Here is a 25,435-nt window from a genome sequence, read left to right as displayed (position 1 = left end):
TGACTTTGAGTACTGCCCGTTACCCACTGAACTGGAGTGTCTGGTCATGCATACGCCTCGCCTGTTGTTTGCCGTACTGTCATTGGGATTGCTTGCACAGGGGGCGATGGCTGCGCCCGTGGTTCCGGAACGCCTGCAAAAGGTCGACAGGCTCGTCTATTGCTCGGGCATGGATTCGCCGCCACTGGTGTCCTTCGATGAAACGCAAAAGCCCAGGGGGCTGACCGTGGACCTGGGCCTGGAAGTGGCCAAGCGGCTGGGCGGCAAGCAGGTCGAATGGCGAGTCATTCCATTTTCCGGACTGCTTCCCGCCTTGCTGGCCAAGCAATGCGACATGATCGTCGACCAGCTGTTCGACAAGCCCGAGCGCCGCGAGGTGATCGACATCGTCAACTACATGTACTCCAGCCAGGCCGTCGTCGTGCCCAAGGGCAACCCGAAAGGCCTCAAGAGCCTGGCGGACCTGTCCGGTCACAAGGTCGCGGTGCTCAACGGCTCCACCATCAAGACCCTGCTCGACGCCGAGAACGAAACCCTGGCCAAGGCCGGCAAGCCGGCGATGAAGCTGGTGGTCTACAACACGGATACCGATGCCTTTCAGGCCCTGCGCATCAGCCAGGTGGATGCCTACGGCACCACTGTGGAAACCGCCGGCTATTACGCGGCGATGGCGCCCGATCTGTTCGAGGAAGGCGTGCCGGCCTTTAGCCGGATTCTCACCGGTCTGGGCATTCGCAAGGACGATCCGCAGCTGACGGCGGCGGTGCAGCAGGTGATCAGCGACATGCGCAGCGACGGCAGCTACAGCCAGTTGCTGAGCAAATGGCATGTGGCCAGTGACACGCTCGATTGAGGTAAGCCTTGATGAATTTCAATTGGGATGTGTTCTGGCAGTACCTGCTGCAACCCAGCGGGGTCTATCTCACCGGTCTGTGGTTGACCTGCCTGATCAGCGTGCTGGCCATGTTGCTGGGCTGCGCGCTGGGGCTGGCCGCGGCGCTGTTGCGGCTGTCGAGCAATCCGTTGCTGCATCTGCCAGTGCGCTTTTATGTGTGGTTGATGCGCGGCACGCCGTTGCTGGTGCAGATCGTCTTTCTCTACACGGCATTGGCGGCCGGTGGGATTTTCCGTTTCGAAGACATCGATCTGTTCGGCCTGGTGATCCCGGGCAATATCCAGGCGGCAATCATCGCCCTGGGGCTCAACGAAGGCGCCTATATGGCCGAGATCATCCGTGCCGGTATCGGTGCGGTGGACAAGGGCCAGTACGAAGCCGGGCGGTCCCTGGGCATGACGTTCGCCAGGCTGATGCGCCGCATCGTGCTGCCCCAGGCGTTCCGGGTCATCGTGCCGCCGCTGGGCAACGAGTTCAACGTGATGCTCAAGAACACTACGCTGGTCAGTGTGATCGGCGTACAGGAATTGTTGCTCAGTACCCAGATGGTCACGTCGGCAACGTTCCGGGTATTCGAGCTGTACCTGGTGGTGGCGATCTATTTCTTGCTGCTGACCACCCTCTGGGGCTTTTTCCAGCGCTGGCTGGAAGCGCGCTTCGGCCAATCGGACCGGCCGTCCTCGCCACCACCGGCCGCCACCCGGATGTTCGGTCGTAGCACACTCAAACTGCTGAGGGAGCGTTGAGCATGGCGCACAAAAGCGAAGAGCTGATCATCGAGGCACTGGATGTCCATAAGTCCTTCGGCGACCTGCAGATCCTCAAGGGCATTTGCTTGCAGGTTCGACGTGGGGAGGTAGTGGTGCTGATCGGCGCCTCCGGTTCCGGCAAGACCACCTTCATCCGTTGCATCAATCTGCTGGAAGACATCCAGGGTGGACGCATCCGGGTCAACGGCCGGGCCATGGGGTATCGCGAGCGGGCCGACGGTAGCCTGGTGCGGGATTCGGAACGCAACATCGCTCGCCAGCGTCGCGACATCGGCATGGTGTTCCAGCGTTTCAACCTGTTCCCCCACATGACCGCCCTGGAAAACATCATCGAGGCACCGACCCAGGTGCTCGGCGTGCCGCGTGCGGAGGCGCTGGAGCAGGCGCGCGGCCTGCTGGAGCGGGTGGGCCTGGCGGACAAGGCCAACCATTACCCCTCGATGCTCTCCGGCGGCCAGCAGCAACGGGTAGCGATTGCCCGGGCCCTGGCCATGAAGCCCCAGGCCATGCTGTTCGATGAACCCACCAGTGCCCTCGATCCGGAAACCGTTGGCGAGGTGCTGCAGGTGATGAAGGAGCTGGCCGAGGAGGGCATGACCATGGTGGTGGTCACCCACGAGATGGGGTTCGCGCGAGAAGTGGCCGACCGCGTGGTGGTCCTGGACCAGGGCGAACTCATCGAACAGGGGCCGCCGGAGCAGATCTTCAGCCATCCCGTCCATCCGCGTACCCGGGCTTTCCTGAGCCGGGTGCTATGACCTGTTGCTGCCTGATGTCCTGGGGCGCCATCGGCGTCGGACCCGGCCATTGAAACCTTGTGTCGAAGAGCCTCTGCCATGTTGAAATTTTCTGCTCACGAGTACCCTTATCCGTCCCAGCGCCAGAGCGTTTTCGCCCGCCGTGGCATGGTCGCCGCGTCCCAGCCCCTGGCGGCCCAGGCGGGTATCGAGATGATTCAAAAGGGCGGCAATGCCATCGATGCGGCCATCGCCACGGCAGCGGCGCTGACGGTGGTGGAGCCGACGGGCTGCGGCCTCGGCGGTGATGCCTTCGCCCTGGTCTGGTGCAACGGCCAGTTGCACGGTCTCAACGGCAACGGCCATGCCCCGGCGGCCTTGAGCATCGATGCGGTCAAATCGGCCGGCCATGACCGGATGCCGCTCTACGGCTGGACGCCCGTGACCGTCCCGGGTTGCCCATCGGCCTGGGCCGAGCTGTCGCAACGCTTCGGCAAGTTGCCCTTCGCCCACTTGCTGCAACCGGCGATCAGCCTGGCGCGGGATGGCTTCGCCTTGTCCCCGGTAGTCGCCCATCAATGGCAGATCGCGGTGGACGAATTCACGCCCCATCGCGACGGGGTCCTGCAGGCCTGGTTCGACACATTTCTGATCGAGGGGCGTGCGCCACGGGCGGGGGAGATATTCCGCAACCCGGCCCAGGCCCGCACCCTGGAGGAACTGGCCGCCACTCGATGCGAGAGCCTGTATCGCGGCGCGCTGGCCCAACGCCTGGATGCCCACTCTCGCGCCACCGGGGGCTATCTGCGGGCCTCGGACCTGAAGGATTACCGGGCCCGGTGGGTGGAGCCGATCCACATCAATTATCGCGGCGTCGATGTCTGGGAGATCCCGCCGAGCGGGCAGGGGCTGGTGGCGTTGATGGCCCTGAAGATCCTCGAAGGGTTCAGCTTCGATCATCGCGACAGCCAGCAGACCTGGCATCGCCAGTTGGAAGCCATGAAGCTGGCCTACAGCGACGGCCTGCACTACATCACCGACCCGGCGCACATGCGCGTGGCCGTAGCCGACCTGCTCAGCGACGACTACAGCAGCCGGCGGCGCAGCCAGATCGGCGAGCGGGCCCAGCCCCCGGCCCCGGGGGACCCTCATGCCAGTGGCACGGTCTACCTGGCCACCGCGGATGCGCAAGGCAACATGGTCTCGTTCATCCAGAGCAACTACCACGGCTTCGGTTCCGGGGTGGTGCTGCCTGACAGTGGCATCGCGCTGCAGAACCGGGGGCAGGAGTTCAGCCTCGATCCAACCCATGCCAACAGCCTGGTACCCGGCAAGAAAACCTTCCACACCATCATTCCCGGGTTCCTCAGCCATAATGGTCAGGCCCTCGGTCCCTTCGGGGTGATGGGCGGCTACATGCAGCCCCAGGGGCATGTGCAGATGGTCATGAACCTGGTGGACTTCGGCCTCAATCCGCAGGCAGCCCTGGATGCGCCGCGCTGGCAATGGCTAGGGGACATGAAGGTCGGCATCGAACACGGCGCCTCCCGCGACCTGGCCAATGCCCTGGCCCGGCGCGGCCATCAGGTGCAGCTCGCCAGCGACCTGACCGACTACGGGCGCGGCCAGATCATCCTGCGCGATCCGGTCAGCGGCGTACTGTGTGGCGGCACGGAGCCCAGGGCGGACTCCCACATCGCGGTCCTGTAGATTGCCTCTGGCCCTCTAGGCTCTGTACGAAGAGTCTTGAGACGAAGGTCAGGCAAGGCGAAAACAGCCGAGGAAGCAACAAGGATGGCGCCCGCATTCGCGGGCCCATCTTGTTCACGTTTCAACAGCCTGGAGCGTCTCGCGTCGTTTCCTAGCGCGCTTTTTCAGCGTTGAAGCCATCCGCGTTTTCGAATACCCCCATGAAGCCCGGTAGGGTTGATTCACGTGCCCAGTCGCGCTGGAGCTCGCAGTACATCTGCACCCGGCTGATGAGTTTCGCACCTGCCTGTTCGATGCGGCGCAGAGCCGCCTCATGGGCGGCGGGCGATGTACCGCCGACCGCATCCACCGGTACATAGACCTCGTAACCCTCCTGGAGGGCGTCCAGCACCGGGAACGTGAGACAGGCTTCGGTCCAGAGCGCGGTCATGATGAGCTTGCGCCGGCCCATCGCCTTGACCGCCTGCTTGAACTCGGTGTCTTCCCAGCTGTTGATCGAGGTGCGGTCGTAGGTCGGCAAATGGCCAAGCACGTCCTGCAGTTCCTGGATCGGTGGCTTGTTGCGGCCGGTCGCGACGTTGACGGTCGAATGGACGATGGGAAGGTGGTAGTTGACGGCCGCCTTGGCGACGCTCGTGATGTTGAAGACCAGTTCGTCACGGGGCATCGAGCGGATCGAGGATACCTGGATCGGCTGGTAGTCGATGATGATCAACATCGAGTTTTCAGGCGACAAGAGCTGGTCGGTATGGGGGTTGCGGATAATCTCGCTTGTCATTTTGCGGATCCTTTTCTCAGTTGTACTACACGCAGGTAGGAGGAGCGGGACACGGCCAGGTGGATAACCACCGCCGTGACGACGCCTCTACTGATGTTGTGAGTGGTTTGGTTCTCCCGGAAACGCGCCAGCGGCGACATCGCCAGGAAGCAGGATTGTGCTGTTCCCTCGACCGCTGCAGTAGTAGCATCCCGAGGCTTGCTGTGTTGCAGAACGAGGAACGCTGATTTGGATATCGAAGAGCTGCAGACCTTCGTGGAAGTCGCCGATGCCGCAGGGGTGTCCGCTGCGGCGGTGCGGCTGGGGGTGTCCAAGTCGATCGTCAGCCGCAGGCTTGCCAGGCTTGAGGCGGAACTGGGTATCCAGTTGCTTGCGCGCACTACCCGCGGGGCAGCGCTGACGGAAGCCGGGGCGACATTCCGGGACTACGCCGCCAGGGTCTGCGCCGAAATAGAGATCGCCAAGGAAACCATCCTGCCCGCCGGCGCCCTGCGTGGCCGACTGCGGGTGGCCGCGCCGCTGTCCTTTGGACCGACCCACTTTGCCCCGATGCTTGCTGAACTGGCGCGGCGTCATCCCCAGCTCCATATCCAGACCTGCTACAGCGACCGCTTCGTCGACCTCATTGCCGAGGGTTTCGATTGTGCGATTCGGGTTGGCTACCTTCCGGATTCGAACCTGATCGCAAGGTGCATCGGGCCGATCTACACGAAGCTGGTGGCCAGCCCGGCCTACATTCAGGCCCATGGCGCACCCGAGTCGCCGGACGAGCTCATCCACCATGAGGCCCTCATGCAAAGCACCGAGACCTGGCAATTCATGGATGGCGACCAGATCGTCACGGTACGTCCCCACGGGCGCTTCAAGGCCGACAATGGCACCGCACTGGTGGCGGCCGCCGTCGCAGGGCTCGGGGTTGCGTACCTGCCGGATTGCCTCACCCACGAAGACAGGGTTTCGGGGGCGCTGGTACCGATCATGACGCGGTATCCGCCGCCACCGGCGGGTGCCTATGTCGTGCGCCCGCCAGGCCAGCATCCCGCGCGCAAGATACGCATACTCACCGAGCTCTTGATCGAATCGTTCGGGCAGTCGCCGCACTTTGCCGGACCTGCCCGTGTCTGATCGACCTGACGGGCGTGCCGATCGCTAGGACCTTGGCGTGAGCAGGCCGGCGGTTTCACCGCCATCGACTGTCAGGGTGGTGCCGTTCACATAGCTGGATTCTGGCGAAAGCAACCAGCAGATGGCCTGGGCAACTTCTGCTGCGCTGGCCAGGCGGCCCTCGGGAATCCTGGCTGTCAGCGCGGCGAGCCGTTTTTCGTCGTTGACGATGGCATCCATCATTCGCGTGGCGATTTGCCCCGGGCAGACGGCGTTGAAGCGCACCTGGCCGCCGTATTCCAGCGCCAGGGCCTGGGTCAGGCCGAGGAGGGCGGCCTTGCTGGCGCAGTAGGTGGCAAGCCCCTGCTCGCCGGTCTTGCCCGCGATGGACGAAACGTTCACCACGGCGCCGCGACCTGCGATCAGGCCTGGCAGCGCGTGCTTGGTGTAGAAGAAGACCGAGCGAGTATTGACGGCGAACAGCAGGTCCCATTCCTGCTGCGTGGTGTCGGTAAAGGTCTTGCGTCCTGACATGCCGGCATTGTTCACCAGGCCCGCCAGCTTGCCGTCGCCCAATTGCAGCGCCGTCGCCACGACGTGACGGCAATCGTCTTCGTTCAGTACGTCGCCCGGCACAAAGGTGCAGTCGGGCAAGCGCTCGGCCAATTGGCTACCTGCAGATGGATCGCGCCCGGTGAACACCACCGGATGGCCGAGGCTGGCGAGTTTTTCCACGGTTGCGGCGCCGATGCCCTGGGTGCCGCCTGTCACGATATACATGGGTGTTGCTCCTGAAGGTCTTGCCGCCTCTTGACCGGACGGCGTCGGTGAGGGAATGGGGGCAGTCGCGGGTCACGCTGCCGGTTGGTTCAGGGACCTGTTCGAACGCAGGGAAAGCCAGGTCGTGGCCAGCAGGCCCAACAGGCCCACCACCAGCAGGAACGATGACATGGCGACAATCGACGGATCGATGGTGTCACGAATACCGTCGAACATCTGCCGCGGCAGCGTGCGCTGGCCGGGGCCGCCGATGAACAGTACGACGACAATCTCGTCGAACGACGTCATGAAGGCAAACAGCGCCCCCGATATCACCCCAGGCGCGATGATGGGCAAGGCGACATCGATGAACGCCCGTACCGGTGAGGCCCCGGCCATTGCCGCGGCCCTCAGCAGGCTCATGTCCAGGCCTTGCAGGCTGGCGGCAACGTTGATGAGGACGAAGGGGGTCGCCAGCACGGTATGAGCCAGGATCATTCCGGTCAGGGTGCCTGTGAGCCCCAGTTGGCCGAACAGAAAATACATGCCCAGCCCCGAAATCACCGGTGGAATGATCATGGGCGAAATCAGCAAGGCCAACACATGGGTGGCGCCGGGCAGGTTGCGTCGGGCGAAGGCCAGGGCCGCCAGGGTGCCCAGCAATGTCGCCAGCGCCGTCGAGGCGCAGCCCACCAGCAGGCTGTTGCGCAGCGACTGCAGCCAGGGGCCGGCGCTGAACACTTTCTCGTACCAGCGCAATGACAATCCCGGCAGCGGATAGGACAGGAAGGTGCCGCTGCTGAAGGAGATGGGCACCACCGCCAGCAAGGGCGCGATCATGAAGACGATCATGAGGAGCCCGAACAGGCGCAAAAGGTTGCGGCTGATGAAACACAGGGTGAAATGATTCATAGGATTTTCCCGATTACTTGAGTCCGGCGATCTGGCGGATGCCCACCAGTCGGGCAGCGACCAGGTAGATCGCCATGACACAGAGGATCAGCACCAGGCCCAGTGCCGAAGCCATGCCCCAGTTCACCGTGGTGTTGGTGTAGAACGCGATGAAGTAGCCAAGCATCTGCTCTCGTGCGCTGCCCACCAGGGTTGGGGTGACGTAGTAGCCTGCCGCGACAATGAACGTCAGCAGCGTGCCGGAACCGATGCCGGTCAGGGTCATGGGCAAGTAGACGTGCAGGAAACCGCGAACCGGGTGCGCGCCGAGGGACCCCGAGGCGCGCATGTAATGGGCCTCGATGCCTTTCATCACGCTGTACAACGGCAGGACGGTGAACGGCAGCAGGATGTGCACCATGACGATGTAGACCCCCAGGGCATCGAAGATCATGGGCAACGGATGGTCGATCAGGCCGAGCTTGAGCAGCAGGGTATTGACGATGCCCTTCTCTTGAAGCACCACGATCCAGGCCGTGGTGCGGGCCAGCAATGAGGTCCAGAAGGGCAGCATCACCGCCAGGATCAGCAGCATCTGGAACGGCCGCGACGCCTTGACCAGCAGGACGGCGAAGGGAAAGCCCAGCAGCAGGCACAGCACCGAGACAACGAAGGCGATCTTCAGGGTCTTGAAAGTGAGGTCCAGGTAGACCCGTTTCTCCGCGGGCACGCGCTGGATGCCGTCAGCCGTACGCTCCAGGTCTAGGGCGCTGAGCAGGTAATAGGATGTATACGCCGGTGATGCACGCTCGAACGCATTCCAAAGCTCGGGGGTTGCCCAGCGCGGATCAATGGTCACCAGGCGCGCCCGGGGTGTCTCACCGTTGACGGGTTGCTGGTTGGCAGGCCACTGGTAGCGGCGGGCGGTGGCCGTGATGAGGAAACGGTAGCCGCTGTTTTCATAGTTCATGCGCCGCGCGGCTTCACCCATGACGCCCATGTTCCCGGCGTGGATGAAATCCTGCTCGATCGCTTCGAACACCGCGTCGCCGGGCAGGCTCGAGGCGTCACGGCGTATTTCCTGTTCCAATGCCTGGACGGTGCGGGGGAATGCCTGGACCAGCTCCGGATTGCTGACGGCACGATAGAGCATCATGCCGATGGGCAGAACGAAGAATACGGCGGTGTAGGCCAGCAGCGGCAAAAGCAGCAAGACAGAAACGAGCCGTTTGTGCCGGCTGGATCTCTGGTGGGCGCTGGCGAGTGAATCCAATGCAGGGGCGAACATATCGATGACCTCGGAATGGGATGTCAGCGGCTTCGATAACGAAGCCGCCATTCAAAGGGATGGATCTACTTCGCCGCCCAGTTGGTGAAGCGAGCCATGAGGTCTTCCTCGTAGTTGACCCAGAACGGTGTATCGAGCAGCAAGGCGTTTTCCAGGTTCGCCGGCGCGGTGGGCAGGTTGTTCAGGGTTTGCTTGTCCAGTGCCGCCTGGGCCTTGCCGTTGACGATGCCGTAAGGGATGGCCTGGACGAAGGCACCCTGGGCTTTCGGGCTGAGCATGTAGTCGAGCAGGGCATAGCTTTCCTTGAGGTTCGGCGTGCCTTTGATGATGGTCCAGTAATCCATGCTGTAGAGCTGCTGGTTCCAGATCAGCGGAAAATGCGCGCCCTGCTGGTTGGCGATGGCGATGCGTCCGTTGTAGGCCGCCGTGACGGCGATGCTGCCCGAAGACAACCATTCCAGGGGCTGGGCGCCGGTTTCCCACCATTGGATATGCGGCTTGATTTCATCGAGCTTGGCGAAGGCTCGGTCCTGTCCGGCCTTGGTCGCCAGCACCGTGTAGACATCGGCAGGCTTTACACCATCGGCCATGAGGGCGATTTCCAGGGTCATGCGAGCCTGCTTGCGCAGGCCACGCTTGCCAGGCCATTTCTTGACGTTCCAGAAGTCGGCCCAGGTCTGCGGACCCTCGCTGGGGAATTTCCTGTGGTCGTAGGTCATGACTTCCGACCAGACAATGGCGCCTACGCCGCAAGGCGCGAACTTGTCGGGGGCGATGTCCGCGGCACTGTTCAACCTGCTGCGGTCGAGGGGCTCCAGCAGGCCTTGCTCGCAGGCCAGCGCCATCTCGTTCTCATCCATCTGGACCACGTCCCAGGTCGGGTTGCCGGCCTGGACCATGGCCTTTTGCTTGGCGATGCCGCCGTCGTAGGTGTCCTGCACGACTGGCTTGCCGCTTTGCGCGGCGTATGGCTTGAAGTAAGCCTTGTCGAAGGCTTCCTGGGTGGCGCCACCGAAACCGACGACGGTGAGGTCCCTCGCCAGGAGCGCCTGGCTGGAGAACAAGGTGACGGCGCAGATGGTAGTCAGTGCGGTGCGGCGCAATATCGAGGACATGGGTGTCCCTCCTGCTGTTTGAGGATGTAAGGGAAATACAAGGTTCACAAACGGGCAGTAACGAACTAGACGGTGTCGGAAAGGGTGTGCATGGTTGCCTCTCGGATCATTATTGTTGTCGAGACTTATGGTTCAGGGTGCGACGGTGGATCAGTTCAGTTCGAATAGATGGGCGTCGTCGGTACTCCAGTCGAAGCCGGTCACCTGACCGGGCCGCAGTTGCTTGAAGAGCGCGTTATTGGCCACTTTCACCACCAGGGGTTGTTCGTTGCCCAGGCGCAGGTGCACCCGCAAGTGGTCGCCGAGGTAGACGGTGTCGGTCACCGTGGCCTGCCAGGGCATGGTCTCGCTAGGGCCCAGGCGAATGTTCTCCGGGCGGATGACCAGTTCCACCCGCTCCGGTCGAGGGTTTTTCAGCGCCTTGGCGGACCCGGTGAGCTGCAGGCCGTTTTCCAGGATCACTTCGCAACTCTGTTCGTCGCGCCGTCGGCCGGTACCGACCAGCACGTTGTTCTCGCCAATGAAGTTGGCGACGTAGGCGTTTTCCGGATGTTCGTACAGCGCCGCCGGCGAGCCGATCTGGGCGATATCGCCCTGGTGGAAGACCGCGATCCGGTCCGACATCGTCAGGGCTTCGCTCTGGTCGTGAGTCACGTAGACCACGGTGACGCCGAGGGACTTGTGCAGTTGCTTGATCTCGTACTGCATGTGTTCGCGAAGATTCTTGTCCAGGGCTCCCAGAGGCTCGTCCATCAGAATGATCTCGGGCTCGAAGACCATCGCCCTGGCAAGGGCCACGCGTTGCTGCTGCCCACCGGAAAGCTCGGTGATGCGCCGCTGTTGCATGCCATGCAATTGCACCATGTCGATGGCGCGCTTGACCTTGGCTTGCAGATCGGCGCGCTTGAGGCCACGCATCTTCAACGGGTAGGCGAGGTTTTCCTCGACGCTCATGTGGGGAAACAAGGCGTAGTTCTGGAACACCATGCCCATGCCACGCTGATGCGCCGGCTTTTTCTGGATCGGCGTGCCGCCCATGCGGATTTCGCCCCGGGTTGGCGTCTCGAAACCGGCCAGCATCATCAGCGTGGTGGTCTTGCCGGAGCCCGAGGCGCCCAACAGGGTCAGGAATTCGCCACGACTGATGCCCAGGTTCAGATCCTTGATGACCAGGGTCTTGCCGTCATAGCTTTTCTGGACCCCATTGAACTCGATCAGGGGCTGGGTGCTTTGGGAGATAGAGACCTTGGCGTTCATCACAGTGACAACCCGTTGGCCAAGGCGACGGTATCGAGCGCGCGCTTCAGGCGGGCTACCAGCTCGACGATCTCTTCGGCGGTGATGATGAAAGGCGGGGCCAGGGCAATGGAGTCCCCCATGTTGCGCACGATCAGGCCGTTCGCCCGACAGGCCCGTTCGACCTGAACACCGATGGTGCGGTCGACGGGGAAGGAGGCGCGGGTTCGTTTGTCCGCAACCAGTTCCAGTCCGGCCACCAGGCCCACCCCCCGAATCTCCCCGATCAGCGGATGGTCGAGCAGCGGTTCGAGTTGCTGGTGCAGGAAGCTCCCCAGTTCTCGCGTGAGTTGCGGCAAACGCATTTCTTCGTAGATGGTCAGGGTTTCAAGGGCAACGGCGGCCGCCACCGGGTGCCCGGAATAAGTAAAGCCGTGGCCAAAGCCGCCCAGTTGCTGGCTTTGTTCTTCGATGGCCGTGTAGATATCTCCGGCGACCACCACGCAGGAAATCGGTTGATAACCCGATGACAAGCTCTTGGCACAGGCCATCATGTCAGGCGCAAAACCCAGGGTCTGATGGCCGAACCATTGGCCGGTGCGGCCGAAGCCGCAGATGATCTCGTCGGCAAGGAACAGGATGTCGTGCTTCTTCAGGATCGCCTGCACACCGGCGAAGTAACCTGGCGGCGGCACGATCACGCCACCGGCTCCCATCACCGGTTCGGAGATGAAGGCAGCGATGGAGTCCGCGCCCACGGCCTCGATGCGTTGCTCGAGGTCCCGTAGCAGGCGCTCGGTGAACTGCGCTTCATTTTCTCCTTCGGCACCGTAGCGATAGAAATGCGGACATTGCACATGCAGGACGCTGTCTTGCAGGGGCAGGCCGAACGCCGCGTGCATGTTGGGCAGCCCCGACAGGCTGGCGCCCATTACCGTCGAACCATGGAAACCTTTCTGGTGGGCGATGATCCTGCGCTTGTCGCCATGGCCACGAGCACGATGATAGGCCCAGGCGAGCTTGATCATCGAGTCGTTGGCTTCCGAGCCCGAACAGGCGAAAAACACCTTTGGCCTATCGAACGGCACCAGGCAGGCAATGCGTTCGGCCAACTGCGCGACCACGCTCGGCACACGATGGTTGAAGGTGTGGTAGTAGGGCAAGACCGACATCTGGCGCTGTGCGGCCTGCACCAGCCTCGCATTGGAAAAGCCAAGCCCCGCACACCAGAGGCCCGACATCCCCTCGATGTAGTCGCGACCATGTTCATCCGTCACATGAATCCCCGATCCACGTTCGATGACCAGCGGGCCATGTTGTTGATGCGCCCGCAGATTGGTCTGCGAATGCAGATGAAAACGCACGTCTGTGCGGGCCAGTTCGGTTAAGGGAAGGGGCGTTTCCTGCATCATGAAAAACCTCGTTGAGGGCTGCTGATCACTTATAACTTATATGATTGGCACTGAATTCAACGTCACGCAAGCCCTCGACGAGAAAAAAATAAACCGTCGATCGGTGGTTGATTCTACAAAATATAACTTATAAGTTGTAAGAAGAAGGCCGCGTCAGGCCTCGATCAACCCACTCAGGAGTGCCCTCATGCCCGCTGCAAACCCTGCGGTTCGTGACCCCGTAATGCCGTTGACGCCCGAGCAGGTCGCACGTTTGAAAGAACGCGCGCTGTTCGTGCGTCTCGAAACGGTGCGACTGATTTCCATCGCCAAGGTCGGCCACTACACCTCGGTGTTTTCCTGCGCCGAAATATTTTCGGCGCTGTATTACGACGCCATGCGCCTCAAGCGCGGCGAACCGAAGTGGCCGCAGCGCGACCGCTTCCTGATGGGCAAGGGGCACGCCGCTGTCGGGCTATACCCGTTGCTCGCCGACTGGGACTTCTTCGACAAGGCCTGGCTCGATGATTACACCCGACTGGGCAGCCCCTTGGGCGATCACCCGGATATGCGCAAGGTGCCGGGCATCGATTTCAGCTCGGGGTCCATCGGTCATGCCTTGTCGGGCGGTTTGGGCATGGCCCTGGGTGCGCGCCTGCGGGGGCAGGCATTCGATGTCTACGTATTGCTGGGTGACGGAGAGATGCAGGAGGGGCAGGTCTGGGAAGCCGCGCTGGCGGCGGCGCACCACAAGACCGGCAACCTCATTGCCATCGTCGATCGCAACGGCTACCAGCTCGACGGCAAGGTCGACGATGTGGTGGGTATCGAGCCCCTGGCCGATAAATGGCGTGCCTTTGGCTGGGATGTCAGGGAGGTGGACGGCCATGACGTGGCGGCGCTCGCGACGCTGTTTCGTGAGTTGAAAGCGCAGCCCGCGCGCGAGCGCCCGGTCTGCGTGATCGCACTGACGGCCAAGGGCAAGGGGGTGGGGTACATGGAGACCGAACCGGGATGGCACCTGGGCTGGCTCGCGCCAGAAGACGAAGCGCTGGCGATCGAAGAAATCAAGGTCAATGGAGGTGTTCAATGAGTGCGCCAGTCAAGCCGGCCAGCTGGCAGTATCGCCAGCTGAACGCGATCAATCCCGGGCTCGACTATCTCTCGGAAGGCCTCCTGGACCTGGTTGCCGACGGCCACTCGATTGCCGTCGGGACGGCCGACCTGCAGTACTCCAACGGCCTCAACCGTTTCGCCGACAAGCACCCGGAGCTGTTCATCCAGTTCGGTATCGCCGAGCAGAACATGGTGAGTGCCGCCGCGGGCATCGCCACCACCGGGACCACACCTTACGTCGCCACGTTCGCTTCGTTCCTGGCGTTGCTGTGCTGCGAGCAGATCCGCATGGACGTGGCGTACTCGGCGCTGCCGGTCCGGCTGATCGGTCATCACACCGGCATCAGCCTGGGGTTCTACGGCACTTCCCACCATGCCACCGAGGACATCGCGATCATGCGCAGCATCGCCGACCTCACGGTGGTCGCCCCGGCGGACGGCCCACAGCTGGCGGCTGCCATCCGCGCATCGATTCATCATCCGCAGCCGATCTATTTCCGCATCGGGCGTGGCCAGGAGCCCAACGTCTATCCGCAAAACGTCACTTTCGAGTTCGGCAAGGCCATCGTCCATCGCGTCGGTGCCGACGTGACCCTGATCGCCACCGGCAGCATGCTGCACCCGACCCTGGAGGCGGCCAACGCCCTTGCCGATAGCGGCCTGACGGTGGGGGTCATCGACATGCACACCCTCAAGCCCATCGACCGCGAAGCCATCCTGAAGGCTGCCGCCGCAACGAACCTGCTCATCACCGTGGAGGAGCACAACGTACTCGGCGGCCTGGGAGGCGCTGTGGCCGAAGTGCTGGCGGATGAGGGCATCGGCGTGCGCCTGGTCCGTCATGGTATCCATGACGAGTACAGCCTGATCGCACCGCCCACCCACCTGTACCGTCACTATCGGCTGGACGCGGCGGGTATCGAAGCCGTCACCCGCCAGGCGCTGGCCCGGTTCTCCGGCAAGGAGCAGCGTCATGTCGGCTAACCAGGCGTGGTATGCACGCGCACAAAAGGTACTGCCCGGTGGACACCTGAGCCCCAGTCGCAGGCTCGGGCAACCCTACGCATTCGTACGTGCGCAAGGGGCCTATCTCTTCGACGCGGACGGGCAACGCCACACTGACTTCCACTGTGGATTCGGTGCCCATGTACTGGGCCATGGGCATCCGGCGATACGGGACCGGGTTTTCGAAGTCGCCCAGCGCATGGACCTGATGGGGGCCGGCATCACCGACCTGGAAGTCGAAGTGGCGGAGACACTGGTCCAGTACATTCCCTGCGCCGAGCAGATCGCATTCTGCAACAGCGGATCGGAGGCCACCTATCACGCCTTGCGACTGGCCCGCGCGGCGACGGGACGCAAACGGATCATCAAGTTCCAGGGCGGTTACCACGGCTGGCACGATTATGTCGCCATGAACGGGCAGACGACCCGGGAGCGCATCGGTCAATTCGATCCGATGTCCGACGGAATCCTGCGCGCCGCCGCCGAATACACGATCATCCTGCCCTATAACGATGCCGACTCGGTGGAGCGGTACCTCAAGGCTCACCCGGGCGAGGTGGCTGCGATCATCGTCGAACCCATCGCTCACAACATGGGGGCGGTGGCTGCTACGGATGCATTCCTCAAAGACCTGCGCAGCCTGACCAGCGCCCATGGCGTCGTGCTGATCTTCGATGAGGTGATCACTGGCTTCCGGCATGCATTGGGAGGCTATCAGTCCATCGTCGGGGTGACCCCGGACCTGGCCACCTTCGGCAAGGCCGCCTCATCCGGCTATCCCGTAGGGTTCATCGCCGGTAAACGGGAACTGATGCACTTGATCGGTTTGACCGGGCCCAAGGGCGTGTTCATGGGCGGCACCTGCAATGGCACACCTTCGACGTTGGCGGCCGTGCAGGCGACTCTTGAAGAGTTGGCGCGCCCCGGGACCTACGAGAAGCTGTTCGAGTTGGGCGACTATATGCGTGCCCAGCTGGACCTCATCGTCCAGCGCCTCGGGATTCCCGCACAGAGCGCCGGTTATGGCTCGGCCTGGCTGCTGTATTTCTTCGAGGGACCGTACAGCCAGTACACGGACCTGCTGCGCAACGATGACGCACTCGATGTGGCCTTTCGTCAGCGTTTGATCGAGAAGCGGCTTATCTTCCAGCCGATGCAGCTCAAGCGGCTATACCTCTGCACCGCTCATACTCGGGAGATCCTGGATGAGTCCCTCGGGGTGATGGAGGACGTGTTGAAGACCCTGGTCTGATCGTTCCTGGCGCCAGGCACCGGAGGCAGCCTGACCGCTGCCTTCGGTGCGGGCGCTTGTCGGAACTCGGCTGCCTATATGTTATAAGTGGCGGCTTATCGCGTATGGGTATGGGAAAGTCCTGTCATGGCACGGGACGGTCATCATTAGGAGTGAACTGTGCAGATTCAACCCTTGGAACAAGGCAACCTTTCGGCCCGGGCGTACTATTCGATTCGCGAAGGACTGATCGCCGGCAATTTCAAGCCGGGGGAACGGTTGGTCATGCAGGATCTGGCAGAGCGACTGGGAACCAGTGTGACGCCGGTGCGTGAAGCATGCCTTCGGCTGGTGAGCGAGCGCGGCCTGGAGCTTCGATCCGGCCGGTTTGCGACCGTGCCTGCATTGACCCGGGCGCGCTATCTGGAGGTCCGTACCATCCGCATTGCCCTGGAAGGGCTGGCTGCGGAACTGGCGACGCACCATGTGACCGATGCCGACCTGGCGAAGCTGCTGGAACTGCACAATGCCTTCGAACAAGCCGATCGACAGAACGACGGCCTCGCTGCGATGCATCACAATCGCGAGTTCCACTTCACCCTCTACCGGCTGTCGGGCATGGACATGCTTACCGCGCAAATCGAGAGCCTCTGGGTGTCCATGGGCCCGATCCTGAATCTGTTCTATACCTTCGGCCACAACTCCTACATCGGCGCCGACGAACACCTGGTGTTGATCGACGCTCTGAGAGACAGGAAACCGGCAAAGGCTCGCAAGGCCATCGCCGACGATATCCTGCGTGGCGGTATCAGCATCCTGAAATTCATCGACGAAACCGAGGGCAAGACGGCTTAGCCTGCAGTTCAAGCACCTGGCTGGCCAGGGTCGCCGCTGGCGAACATCGGCAAACGCCGCAGCATCCAGTCGAGCAGTTCCTGGGCCGGTGCCGCCAGCGGGCGTCCGGCCTTCACCAACAGTTTCGCCTCCACGCCCAGGAACAAGGGATGGTCGATGGCCACGGCCGCGAGGTTGCCCTGGGCAATCTCTCGGTAGGCCGCCACTTCGCCCAACAGCGAGGCAAACTCACCGGAGGCGACAAGGCGCTTGAGGGCGGCCAACGAATTGCTGACCAGCGCCGGGCGGATCTGGATCTTCTCGGCATACTCGAGCATCTTCAACGCATGGCCGATCCCGAAGGTCGTCGGTGTCAGCACCAACCGGCATTCGAGCAGGTCGGCGACGGTGGCCATTGCTCCGCGCAACGCCAGCGCATGGTCCGGGCGAACCAGCAGCATGACGGGCTGCCGGGACGTCGCTCGGTAATCGATATGCGGGTGCGCAGGAGGGTTGTAGGCCAGGCCGATATGCGCACGATTCTCGGCAATCTCGTTCAGCACGTCGTCCACCGGCAATATGTCCAACCGGATGTCGAGCTTGGGGTACTGCTTGCAGAACGGCGCGAGCACATGGTCCACCAGGGTATCGACATAGCCCTCGCTGATGACGACCCGCACCTGTCCCAATTGCAGCCCCTTGATGGCCTGGAGCTGGTCTTCGAGCTTCTCCTGGTGTGATCGATAGCCGCGCCAGAACTCCAGCAGGTGCGCGGCAGCCTCGGTGGGCTGGACGCCGCGGGCCTGGCGTTCGAACAGTCGGGTGCCCAGTTCCTCTTCCAGCAGTTTGATCTGACGGGTGATCACCGACGGCGAGGTGTTGATGCTGTCCGCCGCGCCACGGATCGATCCGTGGGTCAGCACTTCATGGAAGTACCGCAAGCGTTGCTGGTTGATCTCGCGCATGGGTTCTCCCTCAGTTTGTGCGTTGCTCATAGGGCAACAATACACGAACATAGTTGCTCTTGCTGCTGTCTGCGTTGTCGGCGCAACATCCTCGGCACGTCAGAGCAACAAGAAACTGGAGACTCCCCATGTCGACCGTCGTGACGCCGGCTTCCGCCGCGGCCCTTGCAACCCTGTACCGCAAACTCAACTGGCGCCTGTTGCCGCTCCTGTTCGTCTGCTACGTCTTCGCGTATCTGGACCGGATCAACGTCGGCTTTGCCAAATTGCAGATGCAGAACGACCTTGGGTTATCCGACGCTGCATATGGTGTCGGTGCAGGTGTGTTCTTTCTGGGCTATGTGCTGTTCGAGGTGCCCAGCAACCTGATGTTGCCCAAGGTGGGGGCCAGAAAGACCTTCAGTCGCATCCTGGTGCTATGGGGCATCACCTCGGCCTGCATGCTGTTCGTACGCAATGTGCCGATGTTCTACGCCATGCGATTTCTGCTGGGTGTCTTCGAAGCCGGTTTCGCCCCGGGAATGATCTATTACCTGTCTTGCTGGTACGGCCCCAAGCGGATGGCCCGGGCCATTGCGATCGTATTCATTGCCGGTCCGGTGGGCGGCATTGCCGGCGGTCCGCTGTCGGCATGGCTGATCACCACGTTCGAAGGCGTGGGTGGGCTCGTCGGATGGCAATGGATGTTCCTGATCGAAGGCTTGCCCTGCGTCCTGCTGGGTGTGGTCGCCTATTGCTGCCTTTGCAACCATCCTGCCGAAGCTCGCTGGCTGAGCACAGGCGAAAAACAGCTATTGCAGCGTGAGCTGGGTGCAGGGCCGGAGGGGGGCCACTCGTTCGGGGCCGTGTTGCGCGATCGCAGGATCTACATTCTGGCGTGCGCCTATTTCTGCATCATTTTTTCGATCTACGCCATGAGTTTCTGGCTGCCGGCAATTCTCAAGGCCCAGGGTATCCAGAGCATGATGCAATTGGGTTGGTATGTCGCCATTCCCTATGTAGCCGCAGCAGCGGGCATGTACTGGATCGGGCGTCGCTCCGATCGCTTCGCAGAGCGCCGCTATCACTGCGCGGTGCCGGCAGGCATCGGGGCAATGTCGTTGCTCCTGTACCCCTATGCCGATGGGAGCCTGCTGTTCTCCCTGGTCCTGCTGACGCTGGCGGTTGCCATGATGTTCATGGCCTATACGGTCCTGTGGGCAATGCCCTCTGAACTGATCAAGGGCGAGGCGGCAGCGGGCGGCATCGCACTGATCAATACCATCGGTCTGTGCGGCGGCTTCTGGGGCCCCGCGGTGATCGGGTGGGCAAAGACATCGACGGCCAGTATGACCCCCGGCATCGTCGCGGTCGGTTGCGTGTTTCTGTGTACAGCGTTCGTCATCATCGCGAGCAAACCGTTGGCGCACCGCGACCGGACCCTGGGTACAGGGCGAATCGAACAGGCGCTTTGAACGTCAACCCACGTGTTCCGCAAGGAACCCATTCAAGAGAGAGAACGCACATGCTTCTGCATTTATCGACCTGGGCCGAAATCGAGCATTTCCTCCAGCGCAGCCGTACCGTCGTCATTCCGATCGGCTCCAACGAGCAGCACGGTCCCACCGGGCTGTTGGGCACGGACTGGATGTGCCCGGAAATCATCGCCCATCAGGCACAACAGACAGCCGATATCCTGGTGGCTCCGACCTTCAACATCGGCATGGCCCAGCATCATCTCGGTTTTCCGGGGACGATCTCGCTCAGGCCTTCTACGTTCATCGCCGCCATCGGCGACTGGACACGCTCCCTGGCTGCCCACGGGTTCGAAAAAATATTCTTCCTCAATGGACATGGCGGCAATATCGCGTCAATCGAAGCGGCGTTTTCGGAGCTTTATGCCGAGGCGAGTTTCGCCCGTCGCCCGGCGGGCTTCGCCTTGAAATTGTGCAACTGGTGGGACCTGGAAGGGGTCAATGACCTGGCGCGGGAGCAGTTCCCGTCTGGCCACGGTATCCATGCGACACCGTCGGAAATTGCCGTGACCCAATGGGCCTATCCCCACGCCATCAAGACGGCGGACTACTCGCCACAGATCGCCAACTGGGGCCCGATCCGGGAGGCTGCCGATTTCCGTGCCCGTCATCCGGATGGCCGCATGGGGTCGGACCCGGCGCAAGCCTCCCCGGAAAAAGGTCGGCAACTGGTGATGATGGCCGCCCAAGGCCTGGTGCAGGAGGTGCAAGCCTTCAGCCGAGAGGCCATGCCGGACCCGCAAACACTGCAATCAGCCAGGTAAGCCACGATGTGGGAGATCGATCACAGTTACATTGATGGAGTATTCGTTCCCGTCCAGGGCAACGAAACGGTGGAATGCATCAACCCGGCGACCGAGGCGGTCATCGGTACGGTCACCTTGGCGAATCGTGATGATGCCAGGCAGGCCATCGCCGCGGCCTCCCGTGCGCAGGTCGCGATGCGCGGCAGCTCCAAGGCCGAGCGTATCGACATGCTCAGACAGCTACAGGCCGCTGTGCTGGCCAAGACGGATGAAATTCGCGACACGGCCATCGAGGAATACGGCGCGCCGTTTGCCCGTGCCCAATGGGTCAGCCGTTACGCGTCCCAGTCTTTCGCCAATGCGGCGCAGGTGCTGGAGAACCATGCGCTGCGTCGCACGGTCGGCGACGCCACCGTCGTGATGGAGCCGGTGGGCGTATCGGCGTTGATCGCTCCCTGGAACAGCACGGCAGGGACGATTTGCAGCAAGCTGGCATCGGCCATCGCCGCTGGCTGTGCTTCGGTCATCAAGCCCAGTGAGCTGAGCCCGCTGCAGACCGATGTGCTTGCCCAAGCGTTGCACGGTGCGGGTTTGCCTGAGGGCGTCTTCAACATTCTGCTGGGACGTGGCAGCGATGTCGGTGAAGAAATCAGCACGAACCCGGAGGTCGCAAAAATTTCATTCACGGGCTCCACCGCCACCGGCAAACTGATCGCTCGCGCCGGCATCGAGACGATGAAGCGCGTCAGCCTCTCGCTCTCGGGGAAGTCAGCGTCCATCATCCTGGATGATGCCGATCTCGACATCGCCATTCCCCTGGCACTGAATGCCGCGTTCATGAACAACGGCCAGGCGTGTGTCGCCGGCACGCGGCTACTGGTGCCGCGCAGGCAGGCCAAGCTCATCATCGACCGGGTGAAGAACCTGGTAGAAGCGATGGTCGTCGGCAATCCGCAGGATCCATCCACCCTCATCGGCCCCCTGGTCAGCCAGACGCAATATGACCGCGTGCAAGGTTTCATCCGCCGTGGGTTGGCCCAGGGGGCGAAGCTGGTCATCGGCGGGGAGGGCAGGCCGGTCGGCCTGGACAGGGGCTATTTCGTCAGGCCTACGGTGTTTGCTGAGGTCAGCAACGACATGGATATCGCCCAACAGGAGATTTTTGGCCCCGTGATATCGATCATCGCCTATGACTTGCAAGAGCAGGCGGTGGAAATCGCCAATGCCAGCCTCTACGGCTTGCAGGCCTACGTGTTTTCCCGGCGACCGGAACGCGCACGCCACGTGGCGGCCGGACTGCAGGCCGGCTCAGTGTTGATCAACAGAATCGCACCGGAATTGCTTGCCCCGTTCGGCGGGGTCAAGCAGTCCGGTGTAGGTCGGGAGTTCGGGGTCTTTGGCCTGGAGGCGTTTCTCGAGGCCAAAAGCATCGTATCGGATCAGCCCGGGCCTGGCGCGACCATGTGATCGGGTCCGGTTCGGTTGATGGCGACGGGATGACCCTTCAATCTCGCGGGCAAAACTCAGGTGGCCTTCGCTACGTCGGCAGCCTACCATTCGCCTTCGTGCCTCAAGTCACCCAAATGCCTGCCTGGCCCAAGGAGCTGTCAACGGATGCTTTCTGCCGAGCTCAAGTCCTTCCATATGGTCGCCCGCCTGGGCAGCATTACCCATGCAGCGAAAAAGCTCGGCCTCAGCCAGCCCACCGTCACCACCCAGATTCGCAACCTGGAAGCACAGTATGGGGTCGAGCTGTTCTACCGCGGCGGCCGACGGTTCACCCTGAGCGAGGATGGCGCGCGCCTGTTGCCCATGGTCCAGGCGCTGCTGCAGCAGGAAGCCGATATCGAGTTCTACCTGCATAACTGCGGCCAGCTGCAGGGTACCTTGCGCATCGCCGCGACCGCGCCTTACTACATGCTTGATCTGGTCAGGCGCTTTCGCGAGCGCATGCCGCAGATCCAGGTGACCATGGACATAGGCAACTCGCTCCAGGTGATCGAGGCGCTGGAAGAGTATCGCGTTGACGTGGCCGCATCCTCGCAGTTGGAGGAAGACCCGCGCTTCACCCGTCTGTTGCTGGGCGAGGACCCTCTGGTGCTGGCCGTGCACCGCAGCCATCCGCTGGCCAAGCACACACGATTGCCGCCCTCGGCCCTGGCCGGGCACTGCCTGTTGATGCGCGAAGTGGGCTCGACCACCCGCCAGCTCACCGAGCAGATGCTGCGCAAGGCCGCAGTCGCGCAGGGGCCGCTGCTGGAAATCGGCAGCCGCGAGTCGATACGCGAGGCGGTGCTGCGCAATATCGGCATCAGTGTCATCGCCCGCCATGAGGTTCCGGACAATCAGGAGCTGCGGGTGATTGCCCTGGATGACGCGCCTCTCATTCCTGAGTATCTCTATTGCCTGCGAGAACGCCGCCAAGCACGCCTGCCGGCGGCTTTCCTGGCCATCGCCCGGGAGTCGACCGAGGCCTGACCAGGGCGTCGTCACAAAAAACGCCGATATCACTATCGGCAACTTTTGCCCAACTGCCATAAAGCCTTCGCAAGCCGGACCCAAGATGACCCTCGTTCGATTCCAAACGAGATTCCTGGCATGGCTACCGTCGACTTGCAACTGCGCGACATTCACAAGGGCTTCGGCACTTTCAAGGCGCTGGACGGCGTATCGCTGGAGGTCAAGGCCGGCGAACTGGTCTGTCTGCTCGGGCCGTCCGGCTGCGGCAAGACCACACTGCTGCGCTGTATCGCCGGCCTGGAGCGCCAGGGGCAGGGCAGCCTGCATTTCGCCGCGCGAGACGTCTCGACGCTACCGCCACAGGCGCGTGACTACGGCATTCTGTTCCAGTCCTACGCGCTGTTCCCCAACCTGACGGTCATTCAGAACATCGCTTATGGCCTGTCTGGCCGTGGGCGCGATGAGGTGCGCCGCCGGGTCGATGAAATGCTCGAGTTGGTCAGCCTGGGGGGCAGTGGGCACAAATACCCCGCACAACTTTCAGGCGGACAGCAGCAACGCGTGGCATTGGCCCGCGCACTGGCGCCGGGTCCCTCGCTGCTGCTGCTCGATGAGCCGATGTCGGCCCTCGATGCCCAGGTGCGCGAGCATCTGTGCGGCGAGCTGCGTGCCCTGCAACGCCGGCTTGGCATCACCACCCTGATGGTCACCCACAATCAGGAAGAGGCCATGCTGATGGCCGACCGCATCGCGGTGATGAACCAGGGGCGGATCGAGCAGTACGCCACTCCCCAGGCCGTCTACAACACGCCCGCGACGCCTTTCGTGGCCGAATTCGTCGGCCAGGGCAACTGGTTGCCGTTCCAGCGTGACGGCCAGCATGCCCGTGTCGGTGGCCTGAGCATGCGTTTGCCGGATACCGGGCCCGGTGGAGACGGACGCCTGTTCTGCCGGCCCGAGGCGATACGGGTCAACCCTCGATTCGAGCAGGACAACCTGTTCCCGGCGCGCATGCGCGAACTCACCTTCCTGGGCAATCGCTGTCGCCTGAGCTTCGAGCTGGAGGACCTGCCGGGCCACGCCTTGCTGGCGGAAATGTCTCCTGAAGCGCTGCCGCATTTGCACGGCCAGCAGATACGCGTGGCCTTGCCGCCGAGCAGCCTGCAGGTGTTCGCCTGATGGAACAGGTGGCGATGATGGAGCAGGGGGTGAAATCCCCGCGGCGTTCGACGGACCTGGCCGACCGGCTATTCGTGCTGGGTGGCCGATGGGTGATGCTGGCGCTGCTGGTGCTGGCCGTATTGCTGCCGCTGCTGGCCATTCTTTGGCGAGGCCTGGCGGGCGACCCGACGCAAGGCGGTGGCCTTGCGGCTGCGGCGCAACTGTATCGCAGCGCCCACTTTCGCTGGTTGCTGGGCAACAGCCTGACCAGCGCGCTGACCGTGGTGATGATCGTGTTGCCGCTGGCCTATGGTTTCGCCTATGGCTTGCTGCGTACCTGCCTGCCGGGCAAGAAACTGTGGCGCGGCCTATCGTTGCTTCCACTCCTGGCGCCTTCGATGTTGCCAGGGATCGCGCTGATCTACCTGTTCGGCAACCAGGGCATGCTCCGTGACTGGATGCCGGGCAGTCTCTACGGTTTCTGGGGCATCGTGCTGGGGCAGGTCATCTACACGTTCCCCCATGCCCTGATGGTGTTGCTCAGCGCCCTCGCGCTGGCGGACGCACGACTGTTCGACGCAGCGTCCAGCATGGGGGCGTCGCCGTGGCGGGCCTTTCGCAGCATCACCTGGCCCGGCAGCCGCCAGGGGGCATTCGCCGCAGGATGCCTGGTGTTCACCCTGTGCATCACCGACTTCGGCGTGCCCGTGGTGGTCGGTGGCGATTACCAGGTGCTGGCGTTGGAAGCCTACAAGGCGGTACTGGGTCAACAGCAATTCGGCCGCGGCGCCCTGATTGGGTTGTTCCTGCTCCTGCCGGCGCTGTTCAGCTTCGCCGTCGACTCCTGGCTGCGCCGCCGCCAGCGCGACGCCATGAGTGGTCGCGCCCAGGTTTATCATCCGCAACCGCGCAGTGGACGCGATGGCGCCTTTCTGCTGCTGGTCGCGCTGGTCGGCACGCTGCTGCTCGGTGTGTTCGGCATGGCGGTGTATTCGTCGCTGGTGAAATTCTGGCCTTACGACCTGTCGCTATCGCTGGACAATTACGTGTTCTCCGATCTTCCCGGCGGTTGGCTGGCCTATCGCAACAGCCTGGTGCTGGCCACCGCGACAGCGTTGTTCGGCAGCGTGGCGATTTTCACCGGCAGCTACCTCCTGGAAAAGACTCGGCAGAATCCGTTGACGCAAGTGCTGCGCCTGCTGTGCTTCATTCCCATGGCCGTACCCGGCCTGGTGCTCGGGCTGGGTTATGTATTCTTTTTCAACCTGCCGGCCAATCCCTTGCATGGGCTCTACGGCAACCTGGGGTTGCTGGTGGTATGCACCGTGGCGCATTTCCTGACCACGGCGCAGATGACTGCCGCCACCGCGTTGCGTCAGCTCGATGCTGAATTCGAGTCCGCCGCGCTGTCGCTCAAGGTACCGCTGCTGCGACATTTCCTGCGCGTGACGGTGCCCATCTGCCTGCCGGCGCTGCTGGACATCGTCCGCTATCTGTTCGTTTCGGCGATGACCACCGTATCGGCGGTGATCTTCCTCTATAGCCCGGACAGCATGGTGGCATCCGTCGCCGTGCTGAACATGGACGATGCTGGCAACGTCGGCGGTGCCGCCGCCATGTCGACCCTCATTCTTCTCACCTGTGCCAGCGTGTCGCTCCTGCTGGCCTGGGCTTCGCGTGGTCTGTCGCGCCGCTCCCAGGCCTGGCGCGCGGCGCCGGGCCTCTGATC

Annotated in this window: 23 protein-coding genes; 15 read left to right on the top strand and 8 right to left on the bottom strand. The window is 62.7% G+C overall.

Annotation, left to right across the window (positions count from 1 at the left end; genetic code table 11):
• Positions 1 to 46: 46 nt before the first annotated feature.
• The 4 genes from BT179_RS16420 (at position 47) to BT179_RS16405 (ending at position 4,112) form a co-directional block, all read left to right on the top strand.
• On the top strand, positions 47 to 853 hold the full coding sequence (locus BT179_RS16420) for an ABC transporter substrate-binding protein (protein WP_072391717.1): 807 nt from the start codon (positions 47 to 49) through the stop codon (positions 851 to 853).
• Between the two features lie 11 nt (positions 854 to 864).
• Positions 865 to 1,641 (top strand): amino acid ABC transporter permease, encoded by a 777-nt coding sequence (locus tag BT179_RS16415; protein ID WP_072391721.1) that lies wholly within the window; start codon positions 865 to 867, stop codon positions 1,639 to 1,641.
• A gap of 2 nt (positions 1,642 to 1,643) precedes the next feature.
• Positions 1,644 to 2,423: an amino acid ABC transporter ATP-binding protein gene (locus tag BT179_RS16410; RefSeq protein WP_072391724.1), complete on the top strand. Its 780-nt coding sequence runs from the start codon at positions 1,644 to 1,646 to the stop codon at positions 2,421 to 2,423.
• A 78-nt stretch (positions 2,424 to 2,501) separates the two neighbouring features.
• Positions 2,502 to 4,112: a gamma-glutamyltransferase family protein gene (locus BT179_RS16405; RefSeq protein WP_072431268.1), complete on the top strand. Its 1,611-nt coding sequence runs from the start codon at positions 2,502 to 2,504 to the stop codon at positions 4,110 to 4,112.
• Positions 4,113 to 4,263: 151 nt separating this feature from the next.
• On the opposite strand, the gene BT179_RS16400 is transcribed toward BT179_RS16405, so the two are convergent.
• Positions 4,264 to 4,890: a hydrolase gene (locus BT179_RS16400; protein ID WP_072391730.1), complete on the bottom strand. Its 627-nt coding sequence runs from the start codon at positions 4,888 to 4,890 to the stop codon at positions 4,264 to 4,266.
• 228 nt (positions 4,891 to 5,118) lie between these two features.
• Between BT179_RS16400 and BT179_RS16395 the strand changes: the two genes are divergently transcribed.
• Positions 5,119 to 6,015 (top strand): LysR substrate-binding domain-containing protein, encoded by an 897-nt coding sequence (locus BT179_RS16395; protein WP_072391733.1) that lies wholly within the window; start codon positions 5,119 to 5,121, stop codon positions 6,013 to 6,015.
• Between the two features lie 24 nt (positions 6,016 to 6,039).
• On the opposite strand, the gene BT179_RS16390 is transcribed toward BT179_RS16395, so the two are convergent.
• The 6 genes from BT179_RS16390 to BT179_RS16365 all read right to left on the bottom strand — a co-directional run bounded on the left by BT179_RS16390 (position 6,040) and on the right by BT179_RS16365 (position 12,695).
• Positions 6,040 to 6,774: an SDR family NAD(P)-dependent oxidoreductase gene (locus BT179_RS16390; RefSeq protein ID WP_072391736.1), complete on the bottom strand. Its 735-nt coding sequence runs from the start codon at positions 6,772 to 6,774 to the stop codon at positions 6,040 to 6,042.
• A 72-nt stretch (positions 6,775 to 6,846) separates the two neighbouring features.
• Positions 6,847 to 7,665 (bottom strand): ABC transporter permease, encoded by an 819-nt coding sequence (locus BT179_RS16385; RefSeq protein ID WP_072391739.1) that lies wholly within the window; start codon positions 7,663 to 7,665, stop codon positions 6,847 to 6,849.
• Positions 7,666 to 7,678: 13 nt separating this feature from the next.
• Positions 7,679 to 8,857 (bottom strand): ABC transporter permease, encoded by a 1,179-nt coding sequence (locus tag BT179_RS16380; RefSeq protein WP_256343847.1) that lies wholly within the window; start codon positions 8,855 to 8,857, stop codon positions 7,679 to 7,681.
• 140 nt (positions 8,858 to 8,997) lie between these two features.
• Positions 8,998 to 10,047: an ABC transporter substrate-binding protein gene (locus tag BT179_RS16375; protein WP_072431267.1), complete on the bottom strand. Its 1,050-nt coding sequence runs from the start codon at positions 10,045 to 10,047 to the stop codon at positions 8,998 to 9,000.
• Positions 10,048 to 10,197: 150 nt separating this feature from the next.
• Positions 10,198 to 11,304 carry an ABC transporter ATP-binding protein gene (locus BT179_RS16370; protein WP_072431266.1) on the bottom strand — a complete coding sequence of 369 codons (1,107 nt, stop codon included), beginning with the start codon at positions 11,302 to 11,304 and terminating at the stop codon, positions 10,198 to 10,200.
• Positions 11,304 to 12,695 carry an aminotransferase gene (locus BT179_RS16365; protein WP_072431265.1) on the bottom strand — a complete coding sequence of 464 codons (1,392 nt, stop codon included), beginning with the start codon at positions 12,693 to 12,695 and terminating at the stop codon, positions 11,304 to 11,306. The genes BT179_RS16370 and BT179_RS16365 overlap by 1 nt, the downstream gene beginning before the upstream one ends.
• A gap of 187 nt (positions 12,696 to 12,882) precedes the next feature.
• On the opposite strand from BT179_RS16365, the gene BT179_RS16360 reads away from it, so the two are divergent.
• From BT179_RS16360 to BT179_RS16345, 4 genes are all read left to right on the top strand, one after another.
• Positions 12,883 to 13,767, top strand: a complete 885-nt coding sequence (locus BT179_RS16360) for a transketolase (protein ID WP_072391751.1) — start codon at positions 12,883 to 12,885, stop codon at positions 13,765 to 13,767.
• On the top strand, positions 13,764 to 14,774 hold the full coding sequence (locus BT179_RS16355; RefSeq protein WP_072431264.1) for a transketolase family protein: 1,011 nt from the start codon (positions 13,764 to 13,766) through the stop codon (positions 14,772 to 14,774). Before BT179_RS16360 ends, BT179_RS16355 begins: the two co-directional genes overlap by 4 nt.
• Positions 14,764 to 16,047 (top strand): aspartate aminotransferase family protein, encoded by a 1,284-nt coding sequence (locus BT179_RS16350; protein ID WP_072391757.1) that lies wholly within the window; start codon positions 14,764 to 14,766, stop codon positions 16,045 to 16,047. The genes BT179_RS16355 and BT179_RS16350 overlap by 11 nt, the downstream gene beginning before the upstream one ends.
• Positions 16,048 to 16,206: 159 nt before the next feature.
• Complete coding sequence (locus tag BT179_RS16345) at positions 16,207 to 16,881, top strand: GntR family transcriptional regulator (RefSeq protein ID WP_072391760.1); 675 nt, start codon at positions 16,207 to 16,209, stop codon at positions 16,879 to 16,881.
• Positions 16,882 to 16,889: 8 nt separating this feature from the next.
• On the opposite strand, the gene BT179_RS16340 is transcribed toward BT179_RS16345, so the two are convergent.
• Positions 16,890 to 17,825, bottom strand: a complete 936-nt coding sequence (locus BT179_RS16340; RefSeq protein WP_072391763.1) for a LysR family transcriptional regulator — start codon at positions 17,823 to 17,825, stop codon at positions 16,890 to 16,892.
• A gap of 128 nt (positions 17,826 to 17,953) precedes the next feature.
• Here BT179_RS16340 and BT179_RS16335 point away from each other — a divergent pair, with 128 nt between their 5' ends.
• The 6 genes from BT179_RS16335 (at position 17,954) to BT179_RS16310 (ending at position 25,433) form a co-directional block, all read left to right on the top strand.
• Positions 17,954 to 19,279: an MFS transporter gene (locus BT179_RS16335; protein WP_072391766.1), complete on the top strand. Its 1,326-nt coding sequence runs from the start codon at positions 17,954 to 17,956 to the stop codon at positions 19,277 to 19,279.
• 50 nt (positions 19,280 to 19,329) lie between these two features.
• Entirely contained in the window at positions 19,330 to 20,103 is a 774-nt protein-coding gene (locus BT179_RS16330) for a creatininase family protein (protein WP_072391769.1), read from the top strand.
• Between the two features lie 6 nt (positions 20,104 to 20,109).
• Positions 20,110 to 21,552 (top strand): aldehyde dehydrogenase family protein, encoded by a 1,443-nt coding sequence (locus tag BT179_RS16325; RefSeq protein ID WP_072431263.1) that lies wholly within the window; start codon positions 20,110 to 20,112, stop codon positions 21,550 to 21,552.
• A 147-nt stretch (positions 21,553 to 21,699) separates the two neighbouring features.
• Complete coding sequence (locus tag BT179_RS16320) at positions 21,700 to 22,563, top strand: LysR family transcriptional regulator (protein WP_072391773.1); 864 nt, start codon at positions 21,700 to 21,702, stop codon at positions 22,561 to 22,563.
• Between the two features lie 120 nt (positions 22,564 to 22,683).
• Positions 22,684 to 23,724, top strand: coding sequence for a putative 2-aminoethylphosphonate ABC transporter ATP-binding protein (locus BT179_RS16315; protein WP_072391776.1), 1,041 nt, complete (start codon positions 22,684 to 22,686; stop codon positions 23,722 to 23,724).
• Complete coding sequence (locus tag BT179_RS16310) at positions 23,724 to 25,433, top strand: putative 2-aminoethylphosphonate ABC transporter permease subunit (RefSeq protein WP_083526347.1); 1,710 nt, start codon at positions 23,724 to 23,726, stop codon at positions 25,431 to 25,433. Before BT179_RS16315 ends, BT179_RS16310 begins: the two co-directional genes overlap by 1 nt.
• Positions 25,434 to 25,435 lie beyond the last annotated feature (2 nt).

The sequence above is a fragment of the Pseudomonas sp. NFACC43 genome, assembly GCF_900119645.1.
Lineage (GTDB): Bacteria > Pseudomonadota > Gammaproteobacteria > Pseudomonadales > Pseudomonadaceae > Aquipseudomonas.
The sequence above is the reverse complement of the archived record's forward strand: the minus strand, read 5'-3'. Positions and strand labels throughout refer to the sequence as shown.

Coding starts and splice junctions, on each gene's coding strand:
- BT179_RS16420 (WP_072391717.1), top strand. CDS start 47: ATGCATACGCCTCGCCTGTTGTTTGCCGTACTGTCATTGGGATTGCTT.
- BT179_RS16415 (WP_072391721.1), top strand. CDS start 865: ATGAATTTCAATTGGGATGTGTTCTGGCAGTACCTGCTGCAACCCAGC.
- BT179_RS16410 (WP_072391724.1), top strand. CDS start 1,644: ATGGCGCACAAAAGCGAAGAGCTGATCATCGAGGCACTGGATGTCCAT.
- BT179_RS16405 (WP_072431268.1), top strand. CDS start 2,502: ATGTTGAAATTTTCTGCTCACGAGTACCCTTATCCGTCCCAGCGCCAG.
- BT179_RS16400 (WP_072391730.1), bottom strand. CDS start 4,890: ATGACAAGCGAGATTATCCGCAACCCCCATACCGACCAGCTCTTGTCG.
- BT179_RS16390 (WP_072391736.1), bottom strand. CDS start 6,774: ATGTATATCGTGACAGGCGGCACCCAGGGCATCGGCGCCGCAACCGTG.
- BT179_RS16385 (WP_072391739.1), bottom strand. CDS start 7,665: ATGAATCATTTCACCCTGTGTTTCATCAGCCGCAACCTTTTGCGCCTG.
- BT179_RS16375 (WP_072431267.1), bottom strand. CDS start 10,047: ATGTCCTCGATATTGCGCCGCACCGCACTGACTACCATCTGCGCCGTC.
- BT179_RS16370 (WP_072431266.1), bottom strand. CDS start 11,304: ATGAACGCCAAGGTCTCTATCTCCCAAAGCACCCAGCCCCTGATCGAG.
- BT179_RS16365 (WP_072431265.1), bottom strand. CDS start 12,695: ATGATGCAGGAAACGCCCCTTCCCTTAACCGAACTGGCCCGCACAGAC.
- BT179_RS16360 (WP_072391751.1), top strand. CDS start 12,883: ATGCCCGCTGCAAACCCTGCGGTTCGTGACCCCGTAATGCCGTTGACG.
- BT179_RS16355 (WP_072431264.1), top strand. CDS start 13,764: ATGAGTGCGCCAGTCAAGCCGGCCAGCTGGCAGTATCGCCAGCTGAAC.
- BT179_RS16350 (WP_072391757.1), top strand. CDS start 14,764: ATGTCGGCTAACCAGGCGTGGTATGCACGCGCACAAAAGGTACTGCCC.
- BT179_RS16340 (WP_072391763.1), bottom strand. CDS start 17,825: ATGCGCGAGATCAACCAGCAACGCTTGCGGTACTTCCATGAAGTGCTG.
- BT179_RS16335 (WP_072391766.1), top strand. CDS start 17,954: ATGTCGACCGTCGTGACGCCGGCTTCCGCCGCGGCCCTTGCAACCCTG.
- BT179_RS16330 (WP_072391769.1), top strand. CDS start 19,330: ATGCTTCTGCATTTATCGACCTGGGCCGAAATCGAGCATTTCCTCCAG.
- BT179_RS16325 (WP_072431263.1), top strand. CDS start 20,110: ATGTGGGAGATCGATCACAGTTACATTGATGGAGTATTCGTTCCCGTC.
- BT179_RS16320 (WP_072391773.1), top strand. CDS start 21,700: ATGCTTTCTGCCGAGCTCAAGTCCTTCCATATGGTCGCCCGCCTGGGC.
- BT179_RS16315 (WP_072391776.1), top strand. CDS start 22,684: ATGGCTACCGTCGACTTGCAACTGCGCGACATTCACAAGGGCTTCGGC.
- BT179_RS16310 (WP_083526347.1), top strand. CDS start 23,724: ATGGAACAGGTGGCGATGATGGAGCAGGGGGTGAAATCCCCGCGGCGT.